The sequence below is a fragment of the Vreelandella hamiltonii genome, from assembly GCF_014651775.1.
GTDB lineage: Bacteria > Pseudomonadota > Gammaproteobacteria > Pseudomonadales > Halomonadaceae > Vreelandella > Vreelandella hamiltonii.
Window position 1 is genome coordinate 13,144 of the sequence record NZ_BMXN01000020.1, and the last position, 20,353, is coordinate 33,496.

Sequence of the window (20,353 nt, forward strand, 5' to 3'; positions counted from 1 at the left end):
GTGGTTTTTGCCATTAATGATACAGAGTTGAATGTTTACTCTGCCCGATGGCTACACCGACCGGCCACGCTGACCAGTTCAGCGACTGCAACAGGAATGCTCACCATGGAACACACCACCCCACACCGCCCACTCCATGCCTGGTTGCTCGCCGCACGGCTGCGCACCCTGCCGCTGGCCTGCGCCTCGATCCTGCTGGGTTCGGGCATGGCGGCGCAGGCGGGTGGCTTTCAGGGTGGGGTGCTGCTGCTGTCGCTGCTCACGGCCATTCTGCTGCAGGTGCTTTCCAACCTGGCCAACGATTATGGCGATGCCCAATCGGGGGTGGACGATGCTAGCCGCACCGGCCCCGCGCGGGCGGTGGCCAGCGGGCTATTGACCCCAGACGCCATGCGCCGGGGCATGCTGCTCACCGGGCTGGCGGCGGCCATAGCGGGGTTGTCGCTGCTGTTCGTCGCCTTTGGCAGCGACCTGCGTAGTTGGCTGGTGTTCGTGCTGCTGGGAGCTGCGTCCTTGCTGGCGGCCATCACTTACACCGTGGGGCTGGGCGGCAAGCCGTATGGCTATCGTGGGCTGGGGGATGTGGCGGTGTTCGTGTTTTTTGGGCTGCTGGGCGTGCTGGGAACCCTCTACTTGCATACCCAGAGCCTGAGCGGGCTGGCCATACTGCCCGCCGCCGTGTGCGGCTTGCTGGCCACCGCCGTGCTCAACGTCAATAACGTGCGCGACATCCACAGCGATGCCCGCCACGGCAAGATGACGCTGGCCGTGAGGCTGGGCAAACGGCGGGCCGTTCTCTACCACTGGGCGCTTCTGGGCGCCGCCCTGCTGCTTACGCTGGGGTATCTGGTGTGGCTGCCCGTGCCCTGGGTGGGCTGGAGCTGCCTGGTGGTGGCCAAGCCGCTCTACGACGCCGGGCGCACGCTCAGCCGCACCGAAAATGGCGAGCAGCTAACGGGCATGCTCAAGAAAACCGCGCTTTCCACGCTGGTTTACAGCCTGCTGCTCGCGGTGGGGCTGGCGCTGGCCTGACGGCGGCTTGGGGCTTGGGGCCAAGGGCCTGGGGCCTTACAGCACTACCTCATAGCCTTCGAACTTGGGCGGCCCCAGGTAGATGCCTTCCGGAGATTTGGCATTGGCGTGGGCCTTGCGGAAAGCCTCTGACTTGGTCCAGGCGCGAAAGGCCTCTTCGGATTCCCACACGCTGTGGGAGATGAACACGGTGTGCTCTTCCTGGCTTTCGCCCTGCAGCATGTGAAACTCCTTGAAGCCCGGCACTTCCTCCAGGTGGGAATCGCGGTTGCGCCACACCTCCAGAAAATCCTCTTCGCGGCCTGGGGCAATCCGAAAACGGTTCATGGCAATGTACATCGAGACTCTCCTGTTGAGCGGGAGTAGATAGAGTGATTACGCCAACGCTGGCTTGATGGTAACGTCTTCCGTTCATCACGAATAGATTGCGACGAACAGGCGTTACGGCTCATGGCTCAGGCACCCCTTCAGGTCGTTTGGTTCAAACGCGATTTGCGCATTCACGATCACGTACCGCTGACCAACGCCGCAGCGGTAGGCCCGGTGCTGCCGCTGTTTGCCATCGAGCCCGACCAGTGGCAAGCGCCCGACAGCGCCCTGCGCCACTGGCAGTTTGCCGCCGATTCGCTAGTTGACCTGGCCCAGGCGCTCGACACCCTGGGCCTGCCGCTCTGCCTGTGGCAAGGCGATATGCTGGAGTGCCTGGCCGCCCTCAAAGCCCACTACGGCGAACTGGTGCTGCACTCCCACCAGGAGACCGGCAACGCCTGGAGCTTCGCGCGGGACCAGCGCGTTCAGGCCTGGTGCCAGGCCCACCAGGTGCCCTGGCAGGAAGCCCGCCAGCAGGGCGTGATTCGCGGGTTGAGCAGCCGCACCGGGCACCAATCCCGCTGGGAAAGCCACTGGGAAACGCTGATGGCCGCCCCCACCTGCCCCGCGCCACAAGCAGCGGTTGCCGCACCCGGTTGGGAAGCCTTTCATCACGTAGACGTAACGCAACTGCCCTCGCTGACCTTGGGGTTCGATACCACGCCCTGCCCCCAACGCCAGCGCGGCGGGCGCAGTGAAGGCCGCGCGCTGTGGCTGAGCTTTATTACCCAGCGCGGGCGGCGCTATCGCGGCTCGCTTTCCAAACCGTTACTGGCCTGGGAGTTTGGTTCGCGGCTTTCCCCGCACCTGGCCTGGGGCACGCTCTCGATGCGTGAAGTGGTGCAATCCCTGCGCCGCCAGCGCCAAAAACACGCCGACGACACCGCCTGGGCCCGCTCGCTGCGCGCCTTTACCTCGCGGCTCTACTGGCACTGCCACTTCATTCAAAAGCTGGAAAGCGAACCCAGCATCGAGCAGCAAACCCTGCACCCGGCGCTGCGCAGCCTGCGGGAGCGCGACCCGGAACACCCGCACCTGATCGCCTGGAAACAGGGCCAAACCGGCGTGCCGCTGGTGGATGCCTGCATGCGCAGCCTGACCGCCACCGGCTGGATCAACTTTCGCATGCGCGCCATGCTGATATCCCACGCCACCTTCGGCCTGGGGTTGCACTGGGTTGAGCCAGCCTTACACTTGGCGCGGCTATTCACCGACTTCGAACCCGGCATTCACTACCCCCAGGTGCAAATGCAGGCAGGCGCCACCGGCACCAACGCCCTGCGGGTCTACAACCCCATCAAGCAGGCAGAAGATAACGACCCCACCGGCGAGTTTGTCGCCCGCTGGGTGCCGGAGCTTGCGCCCCTGCCTTTGGAATGGCGTGCCAAACCCTGGGCGCTACCGGAAAGCCTGCAAAAACGCTTCGGCTTTCAGCCGGGCGTTGACTACCCCATCCCCAACGACTTCGAAGCCGAAGCAAGCCACTGGAAGAAGATGTTGTATGAACTCCGCCACACGCCGGAAGCGAGGGATGCCAGCCAAGCGATTGTGGATAAGCTGGCGAGTCAGCGACGGCCTTCTAAGCAGCGCGCTAAAAAAGCAAAGCACGCCAATCACCAGCAGCTTTCGTTGTTTGATGATGGTGAGGTAGAGGGGTAAATCGCAAACATAACTCGGCACCGCTAAATGGGATGAAAGCTAATACACTGAACATATTCATCTGATGATAAAATATAGTGCTGACCTTCATCTGCTTAACGATGCAATTACCGATACATGATAGGAGCCATACTATTAAAAATAACATTATCAATATAATGAAATCCATTCTTAATCGGATTTTTCATGACTTAACCTAATGCCACCTGCGCTTACTTTACTTAATAGTAAAGCTTTCAAGTATAGTAAGTGCTGAAAAATCGAGTTTTTAAAGTGATTTCATTTATTATCTATGTCTTCACAGCTCACCCCTAAATTTAATTTTTGGAGTATAATCCTTATTAGCTGAGTATTGCTTTTGCTCTTTACCCCAAGCTGTGGGACGTTTTGGTTCATCCGGAACATCACCTTGGAGTTCTACGCCGGACTCAAGAGCTCTCATAGCGACATAACCGCGTAATAAATTTTCCCGATAAGAGTAAAGCCCTTTCCTACTTAAAGGACTCTCTAACACCTCACCATATTCCTTCTTTTTTAGGTTCCCTAACCGAGCAGTAAATTTTTGACGCGAAAGGGGGCGATGATCTTCAGTTGGATTATAGCCATACAACTGATTATTAATTCGCAAATATGAATTAAACATTCCATCTATATATCTAATAGTGCTTTCAGAGTCAGCTGTCGCCCATAGTATCTCTCGGTAATCATTTGTTCTGTGAAGTGTTGCTGCATCATAAGGCATTTGAAGATGAGCGCTAATGCTAGAAATAGCTTTCTCCAATGCTACTCTAAAAAGTTTGAAATCCACATACTCTATCTCTTCTTCTGATTCAAAAGCGGCCCACAAGATTTTTTCAGTTAGCAGATGGACAAAATAAGGGAATCCATTGCTTATTTTAGCAATAGTATAGACGACTTCTGGATCTATGTTTATTTCAAAAGAAGCAATAGCATCATTTACTATTTTCTCCCTTGCACCCCAGTATAATCTATCCAAACCAATAGTATGCAATTGCCTAAAACTAGACTCATGCTCGCCTAACAACTTAGTTAATGACTGGGCTACACCAGTAAAAATTAATTTTATATTCACTCCTCTATCGCCCAAGTCTTTAAGATAACTTGCAAATAACCGCCTCTCCTTTTCTGAATCTATTTGATCAAATTCATCGATGACTATTATTGGAGTTTTTGAGTGGAATTTAGCCACCTCTTCAATTGCCTCTACGGCAGTGTACATAGAATCTACACTTGGAATTGCTACATCTACATCTTGCTGATTCCATTTAACACTGTAGAATTTAACATTTAAAGAGTGTGATACAGAGTAATTTCTCTTTCCTGAAGCTTTTTTAATTATCCTTTCGGCTAAATCCTCTATCGTTTTATAAAATTCAGTATCAGGACCACACCCAATCTGAATATACGTATTATCTGAAGACTGGTACTGAGCCGCCGCTGCGGATGCTAATGATGTTTTGCCTACACCTCTATCTCCATAAATAAAAACATGGCGGCCTTCCGCACATAATGCTTCCTCTATAAGAGCCATTTCCTTCTCTCGGCCGCATAGATGCTCGATGCTTCTAACTGGCCCCGAGGCAGAGAGATATTCATTCAATTGAGATTTAAATTTTTCTTTTGAATAGTTTTCGATACTCATTATACGACATCTCTTTTAAATGAAAATTAGCTCGCGGATAACCAGAATGAATGAAAATATTGCATATGTTATTCCTTTTAACAGCCCACTAATCAATATACTCACCTAAAATGTCTAAAAGATAATCATCCTCTATCACTATCCATCTGATAAATGCTGAGAACTCCTGTTTTTTTGATACCAAATTTCTCAACCTCATAAGGGCATCGTCTTTTACTTCTTGGGAAAGCTCATCATCGATGTGAACATTAACAAGCTCTAAAAATCGATTGTATCTACTAAAAATTTTTCTGCGCAAGTACCTTCCCGTAATTTTCTTATTTATAGTTTTATCAGTATTGTATATCTCGTCAAGTAGCGCAGCAGTTTCCGTTGTCTTATCATCATCATTCATTGCCTCAATAATAAGCTTGCTCTGATAAGGCGTATGCGGCGGAAGGTGTTTGACAAGTCTAAAAGCATCATAACCAGGATCTGCGCAGTCAATTAAATTATTATATTTAGCCAGCTTTATATTGTTGCATCGACCACAAACATAGTATAGATTATTCCAATCAAACTTTTTATTATTATCCCCTTGATGGGCATAGAAATGCTCAACATTTATAGATGTTGGATCTTTTATTTCACACAAATAACACTTATCGTGAAATATTTCTTTCAGCTTTAGAAGTACATCTTCTTCTGCGTAACTCCTTTGAGTCGCCAAAGAAGCTGGAATCTCTGGTGATCTTGTAACGTTAAACATCTAATTGCCAGCTCCTTTATGATATTTTTTTATTTCCAGCTTAGCGCTATTTAAATAAAACTTTGACTCTTCATCGAGATAGCTTGAGTCGGATCCAATATCACTTACAAGCTCTTTCAACATCTCTATATTGACATCATCCCTTTCTATTTCTCTAGCAATCTTCCGGATTTTATTTTTCAAAATATCTGAGGATGGACTTACGTCAAACAAGCCCTCTAATACAGATTCATAAGAATAAGATGACAATTCCCCAACTTGCTCTCTTCTGCTGATATCATAAATCTCAGAGTTGCTTACTGATGTTAATACAAAAGGCGAGTGAGTAGTGACAATATACTGAATCCCAGGAAATGACTCAGATAAAAACGGCAATATTTTCCTTTGTAACGTCACATGCAAATGGGCGTCAATCTCATCAATAATTGCAACACCACATAGTTTAGACGGACTAATTTTTAAGTACTCTGACCTCATTAACAGCTTAGAAAAAACACTAAAAATAGAAGAGTAACCAGAAGAAAGATTTTGAAATGTATAAGGAAATTTCCCCTTTTGCTGTATAAAAAACTTAAAGTTGTCGGCATCAAAAGACAGATGAACCGAATCATCTTCCATTAGAAATTTAAGATTTTTATCAAACTCTTTTAGCCAGTTGGTTATTTCCACTTCCAGCTCTGGATTTCTCTTTTCAGTGATTGAAAATGAACGCCTTGTGTACAGGTTGACTAGATGCTGTTCCAACTGATCGCCAAGTTGAATACTAGGTCGCTGGTTAGCAAGATCGCCTTTGTTATAATTCGTTCCTGATGCGCTTCTTGCGTCCTGAATCTGAGACTGTCTTACTGCGGTAAATAGCTCTATAATTCCTAATTCGCTATCGACTTTCCGTGAGAATTCCAAGTGATTATTGATTGTTATATTAGGATCCCCTATCACACTTTCTATATTTTTTACAGTAATCTCTAGCTGCCTTTCAGCTTGTTGATATTGTGCTGACCCTTTTTCTGATTTTTCTAGCTCCGCTGCCCAGTGTTCCTTATTCTGCCTCCATTGTGGCAGCTGATCTAGCTTTTTAGAGCGGACAATGTCGACTAGCTTTTTATAGATACCATCAACTAACGAGGTCTTACCGGAGCCGTTTGCACCAGTAATGATTAGGTTCTTTCCATTTAGCTCAATATCAACTCGCTCTTCTGTGAAGGGTATCGTAGTCGATATTTTATCGATGAATTTTTCCAAAATTTACCTCGTAATTAGTTGCTAGGATACTGAGCATGTCTACAGCAGGTGTTAGAAATCGTTCCCCCTGATTGGATAAACGCGCCAATATAATGTCCAACCATAAAGCCTGCCAATCGCTTCCAAGTCTTTGATTATTTTTCATCAGGCTTGATATCAATAATTCACGCTTTTGTTGCATTTCCCAGCACCTCCACCTTGGGAAGCTATCTAACCAAATCAAGATTAGCACAGAATTTTTAAGACGACTGCTTTTCTCAGCTCAGGGCTTTCAACGCCGATGTTGTCAGGTCAACAGGCGCCACTATAAATAAGAAAGTTCTTAATAACCTCCCTTTAGCGGCTCAATGATCAGGGCCCATAAAAAAACCCGCTCTCGCCAGCAGCTTTCGCTGTTTAACGACGGCGGGTCAGATAATGCTTCGAAAGGTATTAGCTCAGCGCTTCCAACGACTCCTCGATAATACTCAACCCTTCTTCCAACACCGCAGACGATACCGTCAGCGGTACCAGAATACGGATGCTGTTGCCGTAGAAACCACACGACAGCAGGATCAGGCCTTTTTCGCGGGCTTTGGCGCAGAGCGCGGCGGTGAGTTGTGGGTCGGGCTTGCCTTCACCGTTGAGCAGTTCGAACGCGGCCATGGCGCCGAGTTGGCGGCCGTGGGCGACGGCGGGGAAGCGCGCTTCCCATACCGCGAAGCGTTCGGCCAGCATGTTGCCCATCTGTTCGCTGCGGGCCAGGATGTTCTCTTCTTCGATGGCCTCGATCACCGCCAGGGCTGCCGCGCAGGAGAGCGGGTTGCCGCTGTAGGTGCCGCCCAGGGAGTTGGGGCCGGAGGCGTCCATCACCTTGGCGGTGCCGACCACGGCAGAGAGCGGCATGCCGTTGGCGAGGCTCTTGGCGGTGGTGAGAATGTCCGCTTCGATGCCGCTGTGTTCCAGCGCAAACAGCTTGCCGGTACGGGCGAAGCCGGACTGCACTTCGTCGGCGATCAGCAGAATGCCGTGCTCGTCGCACAGCGCGCGCAGGGCTTTCAGGTAGTCCGGTGAGGCGATGTAGAAGCCGCCTTCGCCCTGGACCGGCTCGATCACGATGGCCGCCGTGCGGTGCGGGGCGATATCGGTCTTGAACAGCGTGCGAATGGCGTTCAGCGAGGCTTCTTCGCTGATGCCGTGCAGCGGGTTGGGGAACGGGGCGCGGAATACGTCGCCCGGCATGGGGCCGAAGTCGTTCTTGTAGGGCAGCACCTTGCCGGTCATCGCCAGGGTCATCATGGTGCGGCCGTGGAAGGCACCATCGAAGGTGATGATGCCGGTGCGGCCAGTGGCGGCGCGGGCGATCTTCACGGCGTTTTCCAGCGCTTCGGCGCCGGTGTTCACCAGCATGGCTTTGCGCTCGGGGCCGCGTACCGGCGTCAGTTCGCAGAGCTTTTGGCACAGCTGCACGTAGGGCGCGTAGGAGATCACCGCCGCGCTGGTGTGCATGACTTTCTTGAGCTGCGCTTCCACGGCGGCCACGATTTTCGGGTGGCGGTGGCCCAGGTTGAGCACGCCGATGCCACCCGCGAAGTCGATCCAGCGGTTGCCGTCGGCGTCCCACAGCTCGGCGTTTTCGGCACGCTCGGCAAACTGGGTGGTGGGCGTGGCGGCACCGTTGGCCACGAAGCGGTTTTTCAGGTCGTTCAGTTCTTGATTAGTCATCATCGTTCTCTTTACAGGCCGCCAACGCAGACGTATTTAAGTTCAGTAAATTCATCGAGGCCGTGGTGGGAGCCTTCGCGGCCCAACCCGGACTCCTTCACGCCGCCAAACGGCGCCAGCTCGGTGGAGATCAACCCTTCGTTGACGCCGACCATGCCGTACTCAAGCGCTTCCATGGTGCGCCAGATGCGGCGGTAATCCGTGGCGTAGAAGTAGGCGGCCAGGCCAAACGGGGTGTCGTTGGCCATGGCGATGGCTTCTTCGTCCTGCTTGAAGCGGAACACCGGGGCCACCGGGCCGAAAGTCTCTTCGTCGGCCACGGCCATTTGGGTGGTCACATCCGCCAGCACCGTGGGGGTGAAGAAGCGCTCGCCCGCCGCGTGGGGCTGGCCGCCGCACAGCAGCCGTGCGCCTTTATTTACCGCGTCATCGACGTGGCGCTGCACTTTATCCACCGCCGCCTGGTTGATCAGCGGGCCGATGATGCTGCCGTCGGCCAGGCCGTCGCCTACCTTCAGCGCGTTCACGCGTTCGGTGAGCTTGGCGACGAAGGCATCGTAAATGCCGTCCTGCACCAGGAAGCGGTTGGTGCATACGCAGGTTTGCCCGGCGTTGCGGAATTTGGAAGCGATGGCTCCGTTCACGGCGGCGTCCACGTCGGCGTCATCGAAGACGATGAACGGGGCGTTGCCGCCCAGCTCCATGGCGGTCTTCTTCACCGTGCTGGCGCACTGGGCAAGTAAGTGCTTACCCACCGGGGTAGAGCCGGTAAACGACACTTTGCGCACCCGCGCATCGGTGGTGAGCACTTCGCCCACGGCGGCAGGTTTGGAGGCCGTTACCACGTTGATGGTACCGGCGGGCAGGCCCGCTTCCAGCGCCAGGTAGGCGGCGGCCAGGGCGGTGAGCGGGGTGGCTTCAGCGGGTTTGATGACCACGGTGCAACCGGCGGCCAGGGCCGGGGCGCACTTGCGGGTAATCATCGCCAGCGGGAAGTTCCACGGGGTAATCGCGGCCACCACGCCTACCGGCTCGCGCAGTACCAGCAGGCGCTTGTCGGCACCGTGGCTGGGCAGGGTTTCCCCGGCCATGCGCTTGGCTTCTTCGGCGAAGAACTCGATGAACGAGGCGCCGTAGGTCACTTCGCCTTTGGCTTCCGCCAGCGGTTTGCCCTGCTCCAGGGTCATCAGGCGTGCCAGGTCGTCGGCGTGCTCATTGACCAGCTCAAACCAGCGGCGCAGCAGGGCCGAGCGCTGTTTGACCGGGATGGCGCGCCAGGCGGCACCGGCTTCATAAGCGGCGGCCACGGCGTCGCGGGTGTCGTCGGCGCTCAAGTCCGCTACATGGGCGATGGTCTCGCCGGTGGCGGGGTTGTCCACCGCAAAGGTCTGCTGGCCCTTGCGCCATTCACCGCCCACCAGGGCCGGTACGGCATCGTGCAACCACTGTTCGATAAAACTCATGGCGTGCTCCTACTATTAGGGTGTTGGAAGGGGTTATAGATCCGCCAGCATGTGGCGGTCGCTGTAGGCGCGGCCGTAGGTACGCAGGGCATGGATGTACAGCCCCACACCGAGCAAAGACCAGCCCGCGAAGATCGACCACTCCGCACCGCTCAGGGCCGCCGGGCTACCGGGCAGGTAGAGGCAGGCCATGCCGAAGGAGAGCACCACGGCCAGGGTGCCGCACAGCTTGCCGTGACGAATGCGGAACGGGCGCTCCATTTCCGGCTCGCGAACCCGCAGCACCACGAAGGAGATGGCCACGAACAGGTAGGCGATCACGATGCCCAGGCCACCGGCATTGACGATCCACACCAGCGCCGGGCGGCCGAAGAACGGCGCGATACAGGAGAGAAAGCCCATCAGGAAGATGGCATTGGTGGGCGTTTTATAGCGCGGGTGCAGCTTGGCAAACGGCGCAGGCAGCATGCCCGCTTTGGCCAAGGCGTAAATGGCCCGAGAACCGCCGATGTAGAAGGCGTTCCAGCTGGTGATGATGCCCGCAATACCGGCCAATACCATCAGGTTGCTGGCCCAGGGGGCGTTGAACAGGCTGCCCATGGCATCCGGCACGCTCAGGGAACTCGCGGCCAGTTCGGTGCTGTTCAGGGCCAGGCTGGTGGCCAGGATGATCAGCGCGTACCACACCACCGCCAGGATCACCGACATCATCAGCACCTTGCCGATGGCCTTGTACGGCAGGTTGATCTCTTCGGCGGCCTGGGGAATCACGTCGAACCCCACGAACAGGAACGGCACCATGACCAGCACCGCGACGATGCCCGCCACCACGCCGGTATCGGCCTGGGTGAACAGCGGCATCATGTTGATGGTTTCGCCTTCGAACAGCGCCCCCGTGACAAACATGACGCCCACCAGCAGAATCATGCCCGTGACGACTTTCTGAATCAGCGCCGCGGTGGTCACGCCGAAGTAGTTGATGATCATCATGGCCAGCGAACCGCCCACGCCCACGGCGACCCAGGTGGCTTTCACTTCCCAGCCGGCGATGGTCCACAGGTGGCCCACGGCGTAGTTGGGGGCCAGGTGCTCGATGACCGTAGGCAGCGCCACGGCTTCGAACGCCACCACGCTCAAGTAGCCCAGGATGATGGCCCAGGTGCACAGGAACGAGGGCAAGTGGCCCAGGGCGCGGTAGCTGTAGACGTGCTCGCCGCCCACCCTGGGCATGGCCGAGGCCAGCTCGGCGTAGGTGAGGCCGACCATCACGATCGCCAGACCGCCGACGATAAAGGCTAAAATAGCGCCCAGGCTACCGGCGGATTGAATGGCGGTGCCGGTCAGTACAATCCAGCCCCAGCCGATCATGGCGCCAAAGGCCAGGGCCAACACGTCGCCCCGGGCCAGCACCCGGACAAGCTTGTCCTGTTCAGAAGAGGGAGTCGTCATTATCGTTTTCCTGCACGTTTTTGGAGATTATGGTTGGCGCTCTGGGCGCAGTGTCCTGATTCCGACAAGGGAATAACGTCACGCTAGCAGGTGGCTGCCAAACCGCGTAATGGACCACTTTGGCGTTCGACTAGACCACTTTTTGAATGCACCATGGAGGTGCATATTCCGCATGATGCTTTCGTCTAAGAGGCTGATCGTGAGCGGCCTGGCAGAAAAAAAGAGGCAATTTCATGGATCGCGAGCGGGTGTTGCACCAATGCGTACAACTTTATGCACTGCAGCCTGAACGACTCAGCAAGCAGGTACGAATAGAGCAGGCGCTGCGCCAGGCCATCATTCAGCAGTGGCCTGGCGGGCTGCGGCTGCCTTCGCACCGCGCCCTGGCAGAGGCCTTCGGCGTGGCCCGCCAAACGCTGGCCCTGGCCATGGCCACCCTGCAGGAGGAGCGCCTGCTGACCACCGGCCACGGCCAGGGCACCTGGACCTGCAAGCCCAGCGCGCCAGCGCACGAGCCACCGCTGCCGCCTCGGCTTTCGCGTCGCGCTCAGCGCGTCTTGCAGGGGCCTGGTGCCAGCATGATTCAAAGCGGCGCCTTCGTGCCGGGCATCCCGGATATTGCCCAGTTTCCGATGCGCAAGTGGCGCCAGCTCTATGCCAGCGTCACGGTGCCGCAGAACGCCCTGCTGCTCTCCTACTCCACCGGCGGCTACGGGCCGCTGAAGCGGGCCATCCGCGAATTTCTGGCCCGCTGGCGCAATATTCACTGCGATACCGAGCAGATCATCATTACCGACGGCACCCACAACGGTATCGAGCTGTGCGCCGTGGCCCTGGCGGATGTGGGCGATACGGTGGCCATGGAGTCGCCCTGTTACTGGGGCGCGCGCAACGTCTTCACGGCGGCAGGTTTGAACATCGACATGCTGCCCTGGCAGCCGGACACGGGCCATACATTGCCCACCGCTTCCGGCCCGGTCACGCTGGCTTACCTCACCGGCTCGCACCACTACCCGCTCAGCGTGCCGACCCGTGCCGCCCACAAGCAGCGCTTGTGCGAGGCGCTTGCGCCCCGTTACGTGGTCGAGGATGACTACGAGTTCAACCGGGACGATCATGCCAATCTACTTTTTGATACCACCTCTGAGCGCCATTTGCTGGTAGGCTCGTTCTCCAAGATGATGTTTCCCGGCCTGCGGCTGGGCTATCTGGTGGTGCCGCGCCACTTGGCGGGGCCAATGAACCGCCTGCGCAGCGAGCTGTTTCGTGAGGGCCGCATGCTGGACCAGGCGGTGCTGGCCCAGTTCATCTTCGACGGCGACCTGGATGCCTGGTGTCGGCGTATTCAACGGGATTATCTAGGCCGCCAGCAGGTGCTGCACGACCAGCTGTGCTCACTGCCCCAGGTGCGCTCGGTCTCGCCGCCCAGCAGCGCCATCAGCCTGTGCGTGGAGTTTGCGCCGGGCGTCAACGACGTGGCCATCGCCCAGGCGCTGCTGAAAGAGCACTTGATCGTGCGGCCTTTGAGCCCGGTGTGTGCCGCCTCTGATCCTCGCGTGGGCCTGGTGATGGGGGTGGGTATGCTGTCGGGGGAAACCCTGGCACGCGAAGCGCAGCGCCTGCGCCGCTGCCTGGAACCACTGCTGCGCCAGGGGCACTGACCCCGTATAACCACTTATTCACAAGGAACGTCCTATGCATCGCCCTGTTGATAACTCTCTGGCCTGGCGCCTATGGTTGAGCATCGCGGCGCTGTTGCTGCTGTCGGGGTGTGCCTCATTGGCGCCCAGCCCGCCACAGGACCAGAGCAACATCTGCGAGATCTTCCGCGAGCAGCCCAGTTGGTACGACTATGCGCGGGAGTCTCAGGAGCAGTGGGGCACGCCGATTGCCACCCAGATGTCGTTCATTCAGCAGGAGTCCTCGTTCCGTAGCCATGTGCGCCCCGACCGCAAGCGCTACCTGGGCTTCATTCCCGGCCCGCGCCCTTCATCGGCCAGGGGCTATGCCCAGGCACAGGACCCGGTGTGGGGCGAATACCGCGACCAGGCGGGCAGTATGTTTGCGCGGCGCACTCACATGAAGCACGCCACCGACTTCATCGGCTGGTACAACGCCCGCACCCGCGCGCAAACCGGCATTTCCCTGAGCAACCCCGAACACCTTTATTACGCCTACCATGAAGGTGCGGGCGGCTATCAGCGCGGCACCTACCGCAATAAACCCCACGTGCTCAGCGCGGGCCGCCAAGTCGCCCAGCGAGCCGGACGTTATCAAGCCCAGCTGAACAGCTGTGAAGCCGAGTTTCAGTGTCGACGCTTCTATCAGGTCTGGCCCTTTTGCCGTAGCTGAGGGCACGCATCATGACCCTGTTGGTAGGTAGCTTATTCGTTGGCGTGGTGTTTTTTACTTCCCTGCTGTCTGGCGTGTTTGGCATGGCGGGCGGGCTGGTGTTGCTGTGGTTTCTGCTGGTGATCTTCCCGGCGGGCACCGCCATGGCCGTACATGGGGTCATTCAGCTGACCGCCAATGCGTCGCGGGCGTGGCTATCGCGACACTTCATCGTCTGGCGGATCGTGGCGCTCATGACGCTGGGGGTTACGAGCGCCGCCGGGTTACTGCTGCTCTTCAACTACGCGCCCAACGCAGCGACGGTGTCGCTGCTGATCGGCCTGATGCCGCTGCTGGTCTGGATGCCCAAACATTGGTTTCAACTGGACGCCAAACGTCCCAGCCATGCCGTGTGCTGCGGCCTGGCCTCCGGCGGCCTGACCATCGCCGCCGGGGTGTCTGGGCCGCTGATCGACATTTTCTTCGTGCGCTCCCACATGGACCGCCGCCAGGTGGTGGCCACCAAGGCAATGATTCAGGTCGTCGCCCACTCCATCAAGATCATCTTTTACCTGGGGGCAGCGCTGGCACTCAGCGCTGGCGAGTGGGCCATGGTGTTGCTGGCCGCGCCCTTTGCCATGCTGGGCACCCAAACCGGCACGCGGATCCTGCACCGCCTGACCGATGCCAACTTCCGCACCTGGACCCGCTGGATCGTCACCGGCATCGGGGTGTTCTACTTCCTGCAGGGGGTTTACCTGCTGACACGCTAAGCGTTGAGAACCCGCAGAACACCCGTGAGATGGCGACCTATACTGACCTTACCCAACGCTGGAGGTCGCCATGGATTACCACCACTACCGCGAAGCCCTTGCCTCATCGCTTGCTCAACGCGAGCTGCCGTTTCCCCCCGCTGAGTATCAAGTGCGCCTTGAAAACGTGCGCCACGCCATGGCGCAGCGCGAGCTGGACGCGCTGCTGCTCACCGACCCCGCCGATATCAATTATTTGACCGGTTACCACACCTTTGAAGTGTCGGTGCATGCCTGCCTGGTCTGTACCCACGAAACACTTGTCCTGCAGGTGGCCTCCATTGAAACCGGCGCTGCGGTGGTGACCGCGCGTGTCGATGAGATCATCGGCTACCGATGGGAAAACCTGGATGAAGTCATCGCCCCGCTGGTCGACCTGTTGCGCCCTTGCCCACGCGTGGGCATCGATGGCTGGAGCAGCGGGCTGCGAGTCGGCGTGATGAACGCCCTGTCCCAGGCCATCGGCCAGGAGCGCTTCCAGGAGGCGGGCGACCTGCTCGATGCCATTCGGATCGTCAAAAGCAGTGCCGAGCTTGAGATGCTGGCCGAAAGCGCCCGCATCACTGCCGCCGGGCTGGATACGGCGATAGCCGCCATTCGCCCCGGCATGACCGATAACGACATTGCCGCCATCGGCGCGCAAGCGCTTATCGCACACGGCAGCGAGTTCATGAGCCTGCAGCCTATCGTCACTAGCGGGCAGCGTATCGGGGTGATTCACGTCAACCACAAGCGCCACGTAATCCAGGCCAATGAGCCGGTCTTTTTAGAGTTTGGCGCAGCTTACCAGCGCTACACCGCACCGATGATGCGCACCGCCGTCACCGGCTCTCCAAACGCTGCACTTATCGCCACTCAGGACCTCTGCCGAGCCATCTTCGAGACACTCTGCGATGCCATGCGCCCCGGCCACACCTTCGATGCAGCGGCTCAGGCGGCCGATGAGCTGCTGGCCTCTCAACGCGACCAGCTGTTTTTCTCCGAGGTGTTTGGCTACGCCGTGGGGGCGCAATTTCCGCCCAGTTGGGTCGAAGGCACGGGCTATATTGCCAAAGGCCAGCAGCGTACCTTCGAACCCAACATGGTGTTTCATTTACCGCTCTGCTTGCGGGTGCCAGGCCAATGGGGCGTTGGCTTGAGCGATACGGTCGTGGTGACGGAGCACGGGGCAATCCCCTTGACCCACAATGATTGGCAGCTCTATCAGGCAAGCGACACCCCTGCCCGCTCATAGCCTGTGATTGACACTGCGATTGAAGGAGGCTATCTTCACCAAAAGATGCAAATGAGAAACACTATCTTTTTAGCCATCCCCCTGGCAGAGAAAGAGCCGTTGAGGTGAAGGAACGTCCCATGACCAGTGAACAGCGTCAGCTTCGTCAAACCCTGCTGTTTTTACGCACGTCGTTTGAAGCCGTTCAGCACTCGATTGCAGGACGGCTGGAAGACCCGCTGCCCTGCTGGCTGGATAGCAGCATGCTCTCCCTGCTCTCCCGCGAGCTGACCCGCTGCTGCCAGCAAGCCAAGCCGCTGTTCGCCCCGGCGGTGGTCGAGCAGCTGTTCATCGCCTCGCAGCAGTGCGACCTGCTGCTCAAGCAGTGCCCCGGCGTGCTCAGCAGCGCCGTCTGCCACCGCCAGCTCAGCGCTATCATGCTGCCGCTCACCAGCGCCATCGGGCAGATCGACACGCCCGCCAAGCGCCGCTGGCCTTGGCAGCGCCAGTGAATCAAACACCTGCTCTTCCCTTGCCCTTCCCCGCTTAATTTCCTCCGGAGGGGTTTTGTTTTGCTGAAGCGTCCCCACTAATACGTCCATAGGTTAATCGTTGGCACTGGCTCAATCATTGGCACCAAGTAGTAAACTGGTCTATTCTTTTGCCACTGTCACTCTCACCGCGTTACAAGGAGTTTGCCTCATGGCGTACGAAACGCTGCTGTCCCCCACCACGCTGGGTAGCCTGAACCTTCCTAACCGCGTCATCATGGCGCCGCTGACCCGTTCGCGCACACCGGATAGCGTGCCGGGCAAGATGCAGGAAGCTTATTACGGCCAGCGTGCAGGCGCGGGCTTGATCATCAGCGAAGCCACCAATATCTCCCCTACGGCTCGTGGCTATGTCTATACGCCCGGCATCTGGACCGATGAGCAGGAAGCGGGCTGGAAAGGAGTGGTGAATGCCGTGCATGCCAAGGGTGGCCGAATTGCCCTGCAGCTATGGCACGTGGGCCGCGTTTCCCATGAGATGGTGCAGCCCGATGGCCAGCAGCCGGTTGCCCCCAGCGCCCTGAAAGGGGAAGGCGCCCAGTGTTTCGTCGAGTTCGAAGACGGCACCGCGGGCCAGCACCCCACCAGCACGCCCCGCGCGCTGGAGACCGACGAGATCCCCGGTATCGTGGAGGATTACCGTCAGGCGGCCATTCGCGCCAAGCGGGCAGGGTTCGACATGGTCGAAGTACACGCTGCCAATGCTTACCTGCTGAACCAGTTCCTGGCCACCGGCACCAACCAGCGTACCGACCAGTACGGCGGCTCGCTGGAAAACCGTGCCCGCTTCCCGCTGGAAGTGGTCGATGCCGTGGTGGACGTGTTTGGCGCCGAGCGTGTCGGCATCCGCATGACGCCGTTCATCGAGCTGTTTGGCTTGACCGACGACGAGCCGGAAGCCATGGCGTTCTACATGGCCGAAGAGCTTTCCAAGCGCGGCCTGGCCTACCTGCACCTGAACGAGCCCAACTGGGCCGGTGGCGATATCACCTTCCCCGATGGTTTCCGCGAGCAGATGCGCGAGCGCTTCAGCGGCAGCCTGATCTATTGCGGCAACTACGACGCCGAACGTGCCGAAGCGCGCATCAAGGAAAACACCACCGATGCCGTGGCCTTTGGCCGCCCCTACATCGCCAACCCGGATCTGCCGGAGCGTTTCCGCATCAACGCTCCGCTGACCGAGCCGAACCACGAAACCTTCTACGGCGGCGACGAAAAGGGCTACACCGATTATCCTTTCCTGGATAACGGTTACGACCGTATCGGCTAAGCATTTCAGGCCAACGCGTGTTCGGGGTTTCCCCACCGGGGGGAACCCTTAAGCATGAAAAGCATCACTCAGGTGGTGCTTTTTTTATGCCTTGAACGCGTGAAACGCTGTTAATCTGTTGATTCTATCGTTTTAACGCGATACCCCTACTGCTGGAGAGGTCGCTCATGTTCGGTTCTTTGATGGCGCTGCTCGTCTCGCTACTGCTGGTGGGAGCCGCCGCCATGACGGGGGCACGCTTTCGCCCCGACGGCTGGTACCGGGCACTGCGCAAGCCCCGCTGGACACCGCCCGACCTCGCTTTTCCCATTGCCTGGGGTATTCTTTACCTGCTGATGGCCATCGCGGCATGGCGGGTCTACATGACCGAAGATGCGCCTCTGCGCAGTGCCAGCCTGGCCGTCTATGGCGCGCAATTGCTGGCCAATGCGGCGTGGTCCTGGCTTTTCTTTGGGCGCAAGCGTATTGCGGTGGCGCTGGCGGATATCGTGCTGCTGTTGGGGTTGATTACGCTCACCATCGCGCTATTTGCTCAGGTCAATGCCCTCGCTGCGTGGCTGATGGTGCCTTACTGGCTATGGGTCGCGCTGGCCCTGGCGCTCAATGCATCCATCTGGCGGTTGAATAGCGCCTAGGCGTTAACGGACAACAGGGATTCACTCCATGGATATGACTTCTCTTCCCGTACTGCTGGCTTTCGCCTCCTTGTTACTGGGCGTGGTGGCCGCGTTGATCTTCATCTACGTCGTCATGCCCAAGCGGCGGCGTGCCAGGGAAAAGGCCGTAGAGCCCACCCCCGCCGTGGCCAAGGACACCACGCCCCCGCCCGCTGAAGAGCCTCCGCCGCCGCCCACCAAACGAACCGGCAAGGTAAAACAGCATTCGCTGTTCGTCATCTTCCATCAGCCGGATGCCTCGACCGATGCCCGACTGACCGAGTGGCTGAGGGAAAAAGGCGCCCATTACGATGCCATCAAGAAAGTCTTTCTGATCGACGGCCAGCAGCCCTCCAACCCCGTCACCGTGGCCAATGCCTTTCCGCCGGGGGAAATGCCCGACCTGCTGAGGGGCGAAACCCACGAGCCGATCCGTGGTGTGAGCCTGCTTGTGAAGCCGCCGCTGCATAAACGCCGCAATCAGCAGATGCACGTGTATGTAGAGCTCGCCAAGGAGATGAACGAGACCTTCAGCGGGAAGATGCTGGACGCTGACCGAGAACCGGCCAGCGAATCCACTTACGCGCAGATCATCGGCTGACTCAGATCACGCCCTGGCTGCGCAGGTAGTCGTCGTAGCTGCCGCTGAAGTCGACGATGCCCTCCGGCTGCATGTCGATGATGCGCGTGGCCAGGCTGGAGACGAACTCGCGGTCGTGGCTGACGAACAGCAGCGTGCCGGGGTAGTTCTCCAGCGCCAGATTGAGCGCTTCGATGGACTCCATGTCCAGGTGGTTGGTGGGCTCGTCCATCAGCAGCACGTTGGGATTGGTGAGCGTTAACTTACCGAACAGCATCCGCCCCTGCTCGCCGCCGGAAATCACCTTCACCGATTTGCCGATATCGTCGCTGGAAAACAGCATGCGGCCCAGCGCGCCGCGCACCACCTGCTCGCCCCCTTTGGTCCACTGGCTCATCCACTCGAACAGGGTGGCGTCATTGGCGAAGTCGTCGGCATGGTCCTGGGCGAAGATGCCCAGCTCGGCGGCGTCGGTCCACTTCACTTCGCCAGCATCGGGGCGCAGGTCACCGGCCAGGGTTTTCAGCAGAGTGGTTTTACCAATGCCGTTAGGGCCGATAATGGCAATCCGCTCGCCCGCTTCCACGGTCATGGAAAAACGCTTGAACAGCGGCTCGCCGTCGTAGCCTTTGGTAATGGCATCGACGTTTACCGCGTTGCGGTGAATCTTCTTGTTCTGGTCGAAACGAATGAACGGACTGACGCGGCTGGAGGGTTTGATGTCTTCCAGCTTGATCTTGTCGATCTGGCGCGCCCGAGAGGTGGCCTGCTTGGCCTTGGAGGCGTTCGCCGAGAAGCGGCTGACGAACTGCTGAAGCTCGGCAATTTGCGCTTTTTTCTTGGCGTTGTCGGCATACTGACGCTCACGCGCAGCGGTGGCCGCCGTCATGTAGTCGTCGTAGTTACCGGGGAACAGGGTGATCTCGCCGTAATCCAGGTCGGCCATGTGGGTGCAGACGCTGTTCAGGAAGTGACGGTCGTGGGAAATGATCACCATGGTGCTGCTGCGCGCTTTCAGAATATCTTCCAGCCAGCGGATGGTGTTGATGTCCAGGTGGTTGGTGGGCTCGTCGAGCAGCAGTACGTCCGGGTCGGAGAACAGTGCCTGGGCCAGCAGCACGCGCAGTTTCCAGCCGGGGGCGACTTCGCTCATGGGGCCAGTGTGCTGCTCCAGCGGAATGCCCAGCCCCAGCAGCAGCTCGCCCGCGCGGGACTCGGCGGTGTAGCCATCCAGCTCGGCATACTGCACTTCCAGGTCGGCCACGGCCATGCCGTCTTCTTCGCTCATCTCGGCCAGCGAGTAGATCCGCTCCCGCTCGGCGGCTACTTTCCACAGCTCCGCGTTGCCCATGATGACGGTGTCGATCACCCGCTCGTTCTCATAGGCAAACTGGTCCTGACGCAGCTTGCCCAGCCGCGTGCTGCTGTCCAGCATCACCTGCCCTGAAGAGGGCTCCAGCTCGCTGCCGAGGATTTTCATGAAGGTAGACTTGCCGCAGCCGTTGGCGCCAATCAAGCCGTAGCGATTGCCGTTATTGAACTTGACGGAGACGTTTTCGAACAGGGGCTTGGCCCCGAACTGCATGGTGATATTGGCGGTTGCGATCAAGA

Annotated in this window: 18 protein-coding genes; 10 read left to right on the forward strand and 8 right to left on the reverse strand. The window is 57.8% G+C overall.

Translation table 11 applies throughout. The annotated features are described in order from the left end of the window. Nucleotides 1-105 precede the first annotated feature (105 nt). Nucleotides 106-1,032 carry a 1,4-dihydroxy-2-naphthoate octaprenyltransferase gene (gene menA / locus IE091_RS14395; RefSeq protein WP_189463957.1) on the forward strand — a complete coding sequence of 309 codons (927 nt, stop codon included), beginning with the start codon at nt 106-108 and terminating at the stop codon, nt 1,030-1,032. Between the two features lie 36 nt (nt 1,033-1,068). Here the strand turns inward: menA and hmuQ are convergent, their stop codons facing one another. Further along, nucleotides 1,069-1,371 (reverse strand): heme-degrading protein HmuQ, encoded by a 303-nt coding sequence (gene hmuQ, locus IE091_RS14400; RefSeq protein WP_016915196.1) that lies wholly within the window; start codon nt 1,369-1,371, stop codon nt 1,069-1,071. A 111-nt stretch (nt 1,372-1,482) separates the two neighbouring features. Here hmuQ and IE091_RS14405 point away from each other — a divergent pair, with 111 nt between their 5' ends. After that, a complete protein-coding gene (locus IE091_RS14405; RefSeq protein ID WP_189463958.1) occupies nt 1,483-3,060 on the forward strand; it encodes a cryptochrome/deoxyribodipyrimidine photo-lyase family protein in 1,578 nt (525 codons plus the stop codon). A gap of 298 nt (nt 3,061-3,358) precedes the next feature. Here IE091_RS14405 and IE091_RS14410 read toward each other — a convergent pair whose 3' ends face one another. The 6 genes from IE091_RS14410 to IE091_RS14435 all read right to left on the reverse strand — a co-directional run bounded on the left by IE091_RS14410 (nt 3,359) and on the right by IE091_RS14435 (nt 11,329). Next, nucleotides 3,359-4,723 carry an ATP-binding protein gene (locus tag IE091_RS14410; RefSeq protein ID WP_189463959.1) on the reverse strand — a complete coding sequence of 455 codons (1,365 nt, stop codon included), beginning with the start codon at nt 4,721-4,723 and terminating at the stop codon, nt 3,359-3,361. An 88-nt stretch (nt 4,724-4,811) separates the two neighbouring features. Beyond that, nucleotides 4,812-5,471 carry an HNH endonuclease family protein gene (locus tag IE091_RS14415; protein ID WP_189463960.1) on the reverse strand — a complete coding sequence of 220 codons (660 nt, stop codon included), beginning with the start codon at nt 5,469-5,471 and terminating at the stop codon, nt 4,812-4,814. Beyond that, on the reverse strand, nt 5,472-6,713 hold the full coding sequence (locus IE091_RS14420; RefSeq protein ID WP_189463961.1) for an AAA family ATPase: 1,242 nt from the start codon (nt 6,711-6,713) through the stop codon (nt 5,472-5,474). It abuts the gene before it with no gap. Between the two features lie 432 nt (nt 6,714-7,145). Continuing rightward, a complete protein-coding gene (gene gabT, locus IE091_RS14425; protein WP_189463962.1) occupies nt 7,146-8,417 on the reverse strand; it encodes a 4-aminobutyrate--2-oxoglutarate transaminase in 1,272 nt (423 codons plus the stop codon). An 11-nt stretch (nt 8,418-8,428) separates the two neighbouring features. Then, nucleotides 8,429-9,880, reverse strand: a complete 1,452-nt coding sequence (locus tag IE091_RS14430; RefSeq protein ID WP_189463963.1) for an NAD-dependent succinate-semialdehyde dehydrogenase — start codon at nt 9,878-9,880, stop codon at nt 8,429-8,431. Between the two features lie 33 nt (nt 9,881-9,913). Beyond that, the gene (locus IE091_RS14435; protein WP_039175094.1) at nt 9,914-11,329 is read right to left on the reverse strand and encodes an APC family permease; all 1,416 of its coding nucleotides are present in this window, start codon (nt 11,327-11,329) and stop codon (nt 9,914-9,916) included. A gap of 233 nt (nt 11,330-11,562) precedes the next feature. Here IE091_RS14435 and IE091_RS14440 point away from each other — a divergent pair, with 233 nt between their 5' ends. From IE091_RS14440 to IE091_RS14475, 8 genes are all read left to right on the forward strand, one after another. Next, the gene (locus tag IE091_RS14440) at nt 11,563-12,990 is read left to right on the forward strand and encodes an aminotransferase-like domain-containing protein (protein WP_039175093.1); all 1,428 of its coding nucleotides are present in this window, start codon (nt 11,563-11,565) and stop codon (nt 12,988-12,990) included. A gap of 34 nt (nt 12,991-13,024) precedes the next feature. Then, nucleotides 13,025-13,681, forward strand: a complete 657-nt coding sequence (locus IE091_RS14445; RefSeq protein WP_052196287.1) for a transglycosylase SLT domain-containing protein — start codon at nt 13,025-13,027, stop codon at nt 13,679-13,681. An 11-nt stretch (nt 13,682-13,692) separates the two neighbouring features. Next, nucleotides 13,693-14,433, forward strand: a complete 741-nt coding sequence (locus IE091_RS14450; RefSeq protein WP_039175092.1) for a sulfite exporter TauE/SafE family protein — start codon at nt 13,693-13,695, stop codon at nt 14,431-14,433. Between the two features lie 70 nt (nt 14,434-14,503). Next, a complete protein-coding gene (locus IE091_RS14455) occupies nt 14,504-15,706 on the forward strand; it encodes a M24 family metallopeptidase (RefSeq protein WP_096921984.1) in 1,203 nt (400 codons plus the stop codon). A 119-nt stretch (nt 15,707-15,825) separates the two neighbouring features. Next, nucleotides 15,826-16,197 (forward strand): hypothetical protein, encoded by a 372-nt coding sequence (locus IE091_RS14460; RefSeq protein WP_144980866.1) that lies wholly within the window; start codon nt 15,826-15,828, stop codon nt 16,195-16,197. A 190-nt stretch (nt 16,198-16,387) separates the two neighbouring features. Then, complete coding sequence (locus IE091_RS14465) at nt 16,388-17,506, forward strand: alkene reductase (RefSeq protein WP_039175090.1); 1,119 nt, start codon at nt 16,388-16,390, stop codon at nt 17,504-17,506. A 167-nt stretch (nt 17,507-17,673) separates the two neighbouring features. Then, nucleotides 17,674-18,141 carry a TspO/MBR family protein gene (locus IE091_RS14470; protein WP_189463964.1) on the forward strand — a complete coding sequence of 156 codons (468 nt, stop codon included), beginning with the start codon at nt 17,674-17,676 and terminating at the stop codon, nt 18,139-18,141. 28 nt (nt 18,142-18,169) lie between these two features. Then, nucleotides 18,170-18,763: a cell division protein ZipA C-terminal FtsZ-binding domain-containing protein gene (locus IE091_RS14475; protein ID WP_189463965.1), complete on the forward strand. Its 594-nt coding sequence runs from the start codon at nt 18,170-18,172 to the stop codon at nt 18,761-18,763. 1 nt (nt 18,764) lies between these two features. Here the strand turns inward: IE091_RS14475 and IE091_RS14480 are convergent, their stop codons facing one another. After that, a complete protein-coding gene (locus IE091_RS14480) occupies nt 18,765-20,351 on the reverse strand; it encodes an ABC-F family ATPase (RefSeq protein ID WP_189463966.1) in 1,587 nt (528 codons plus the stop codon). Between the last annotated feature and the right edge of the window lie 2 nt (nt 20,352-20,353).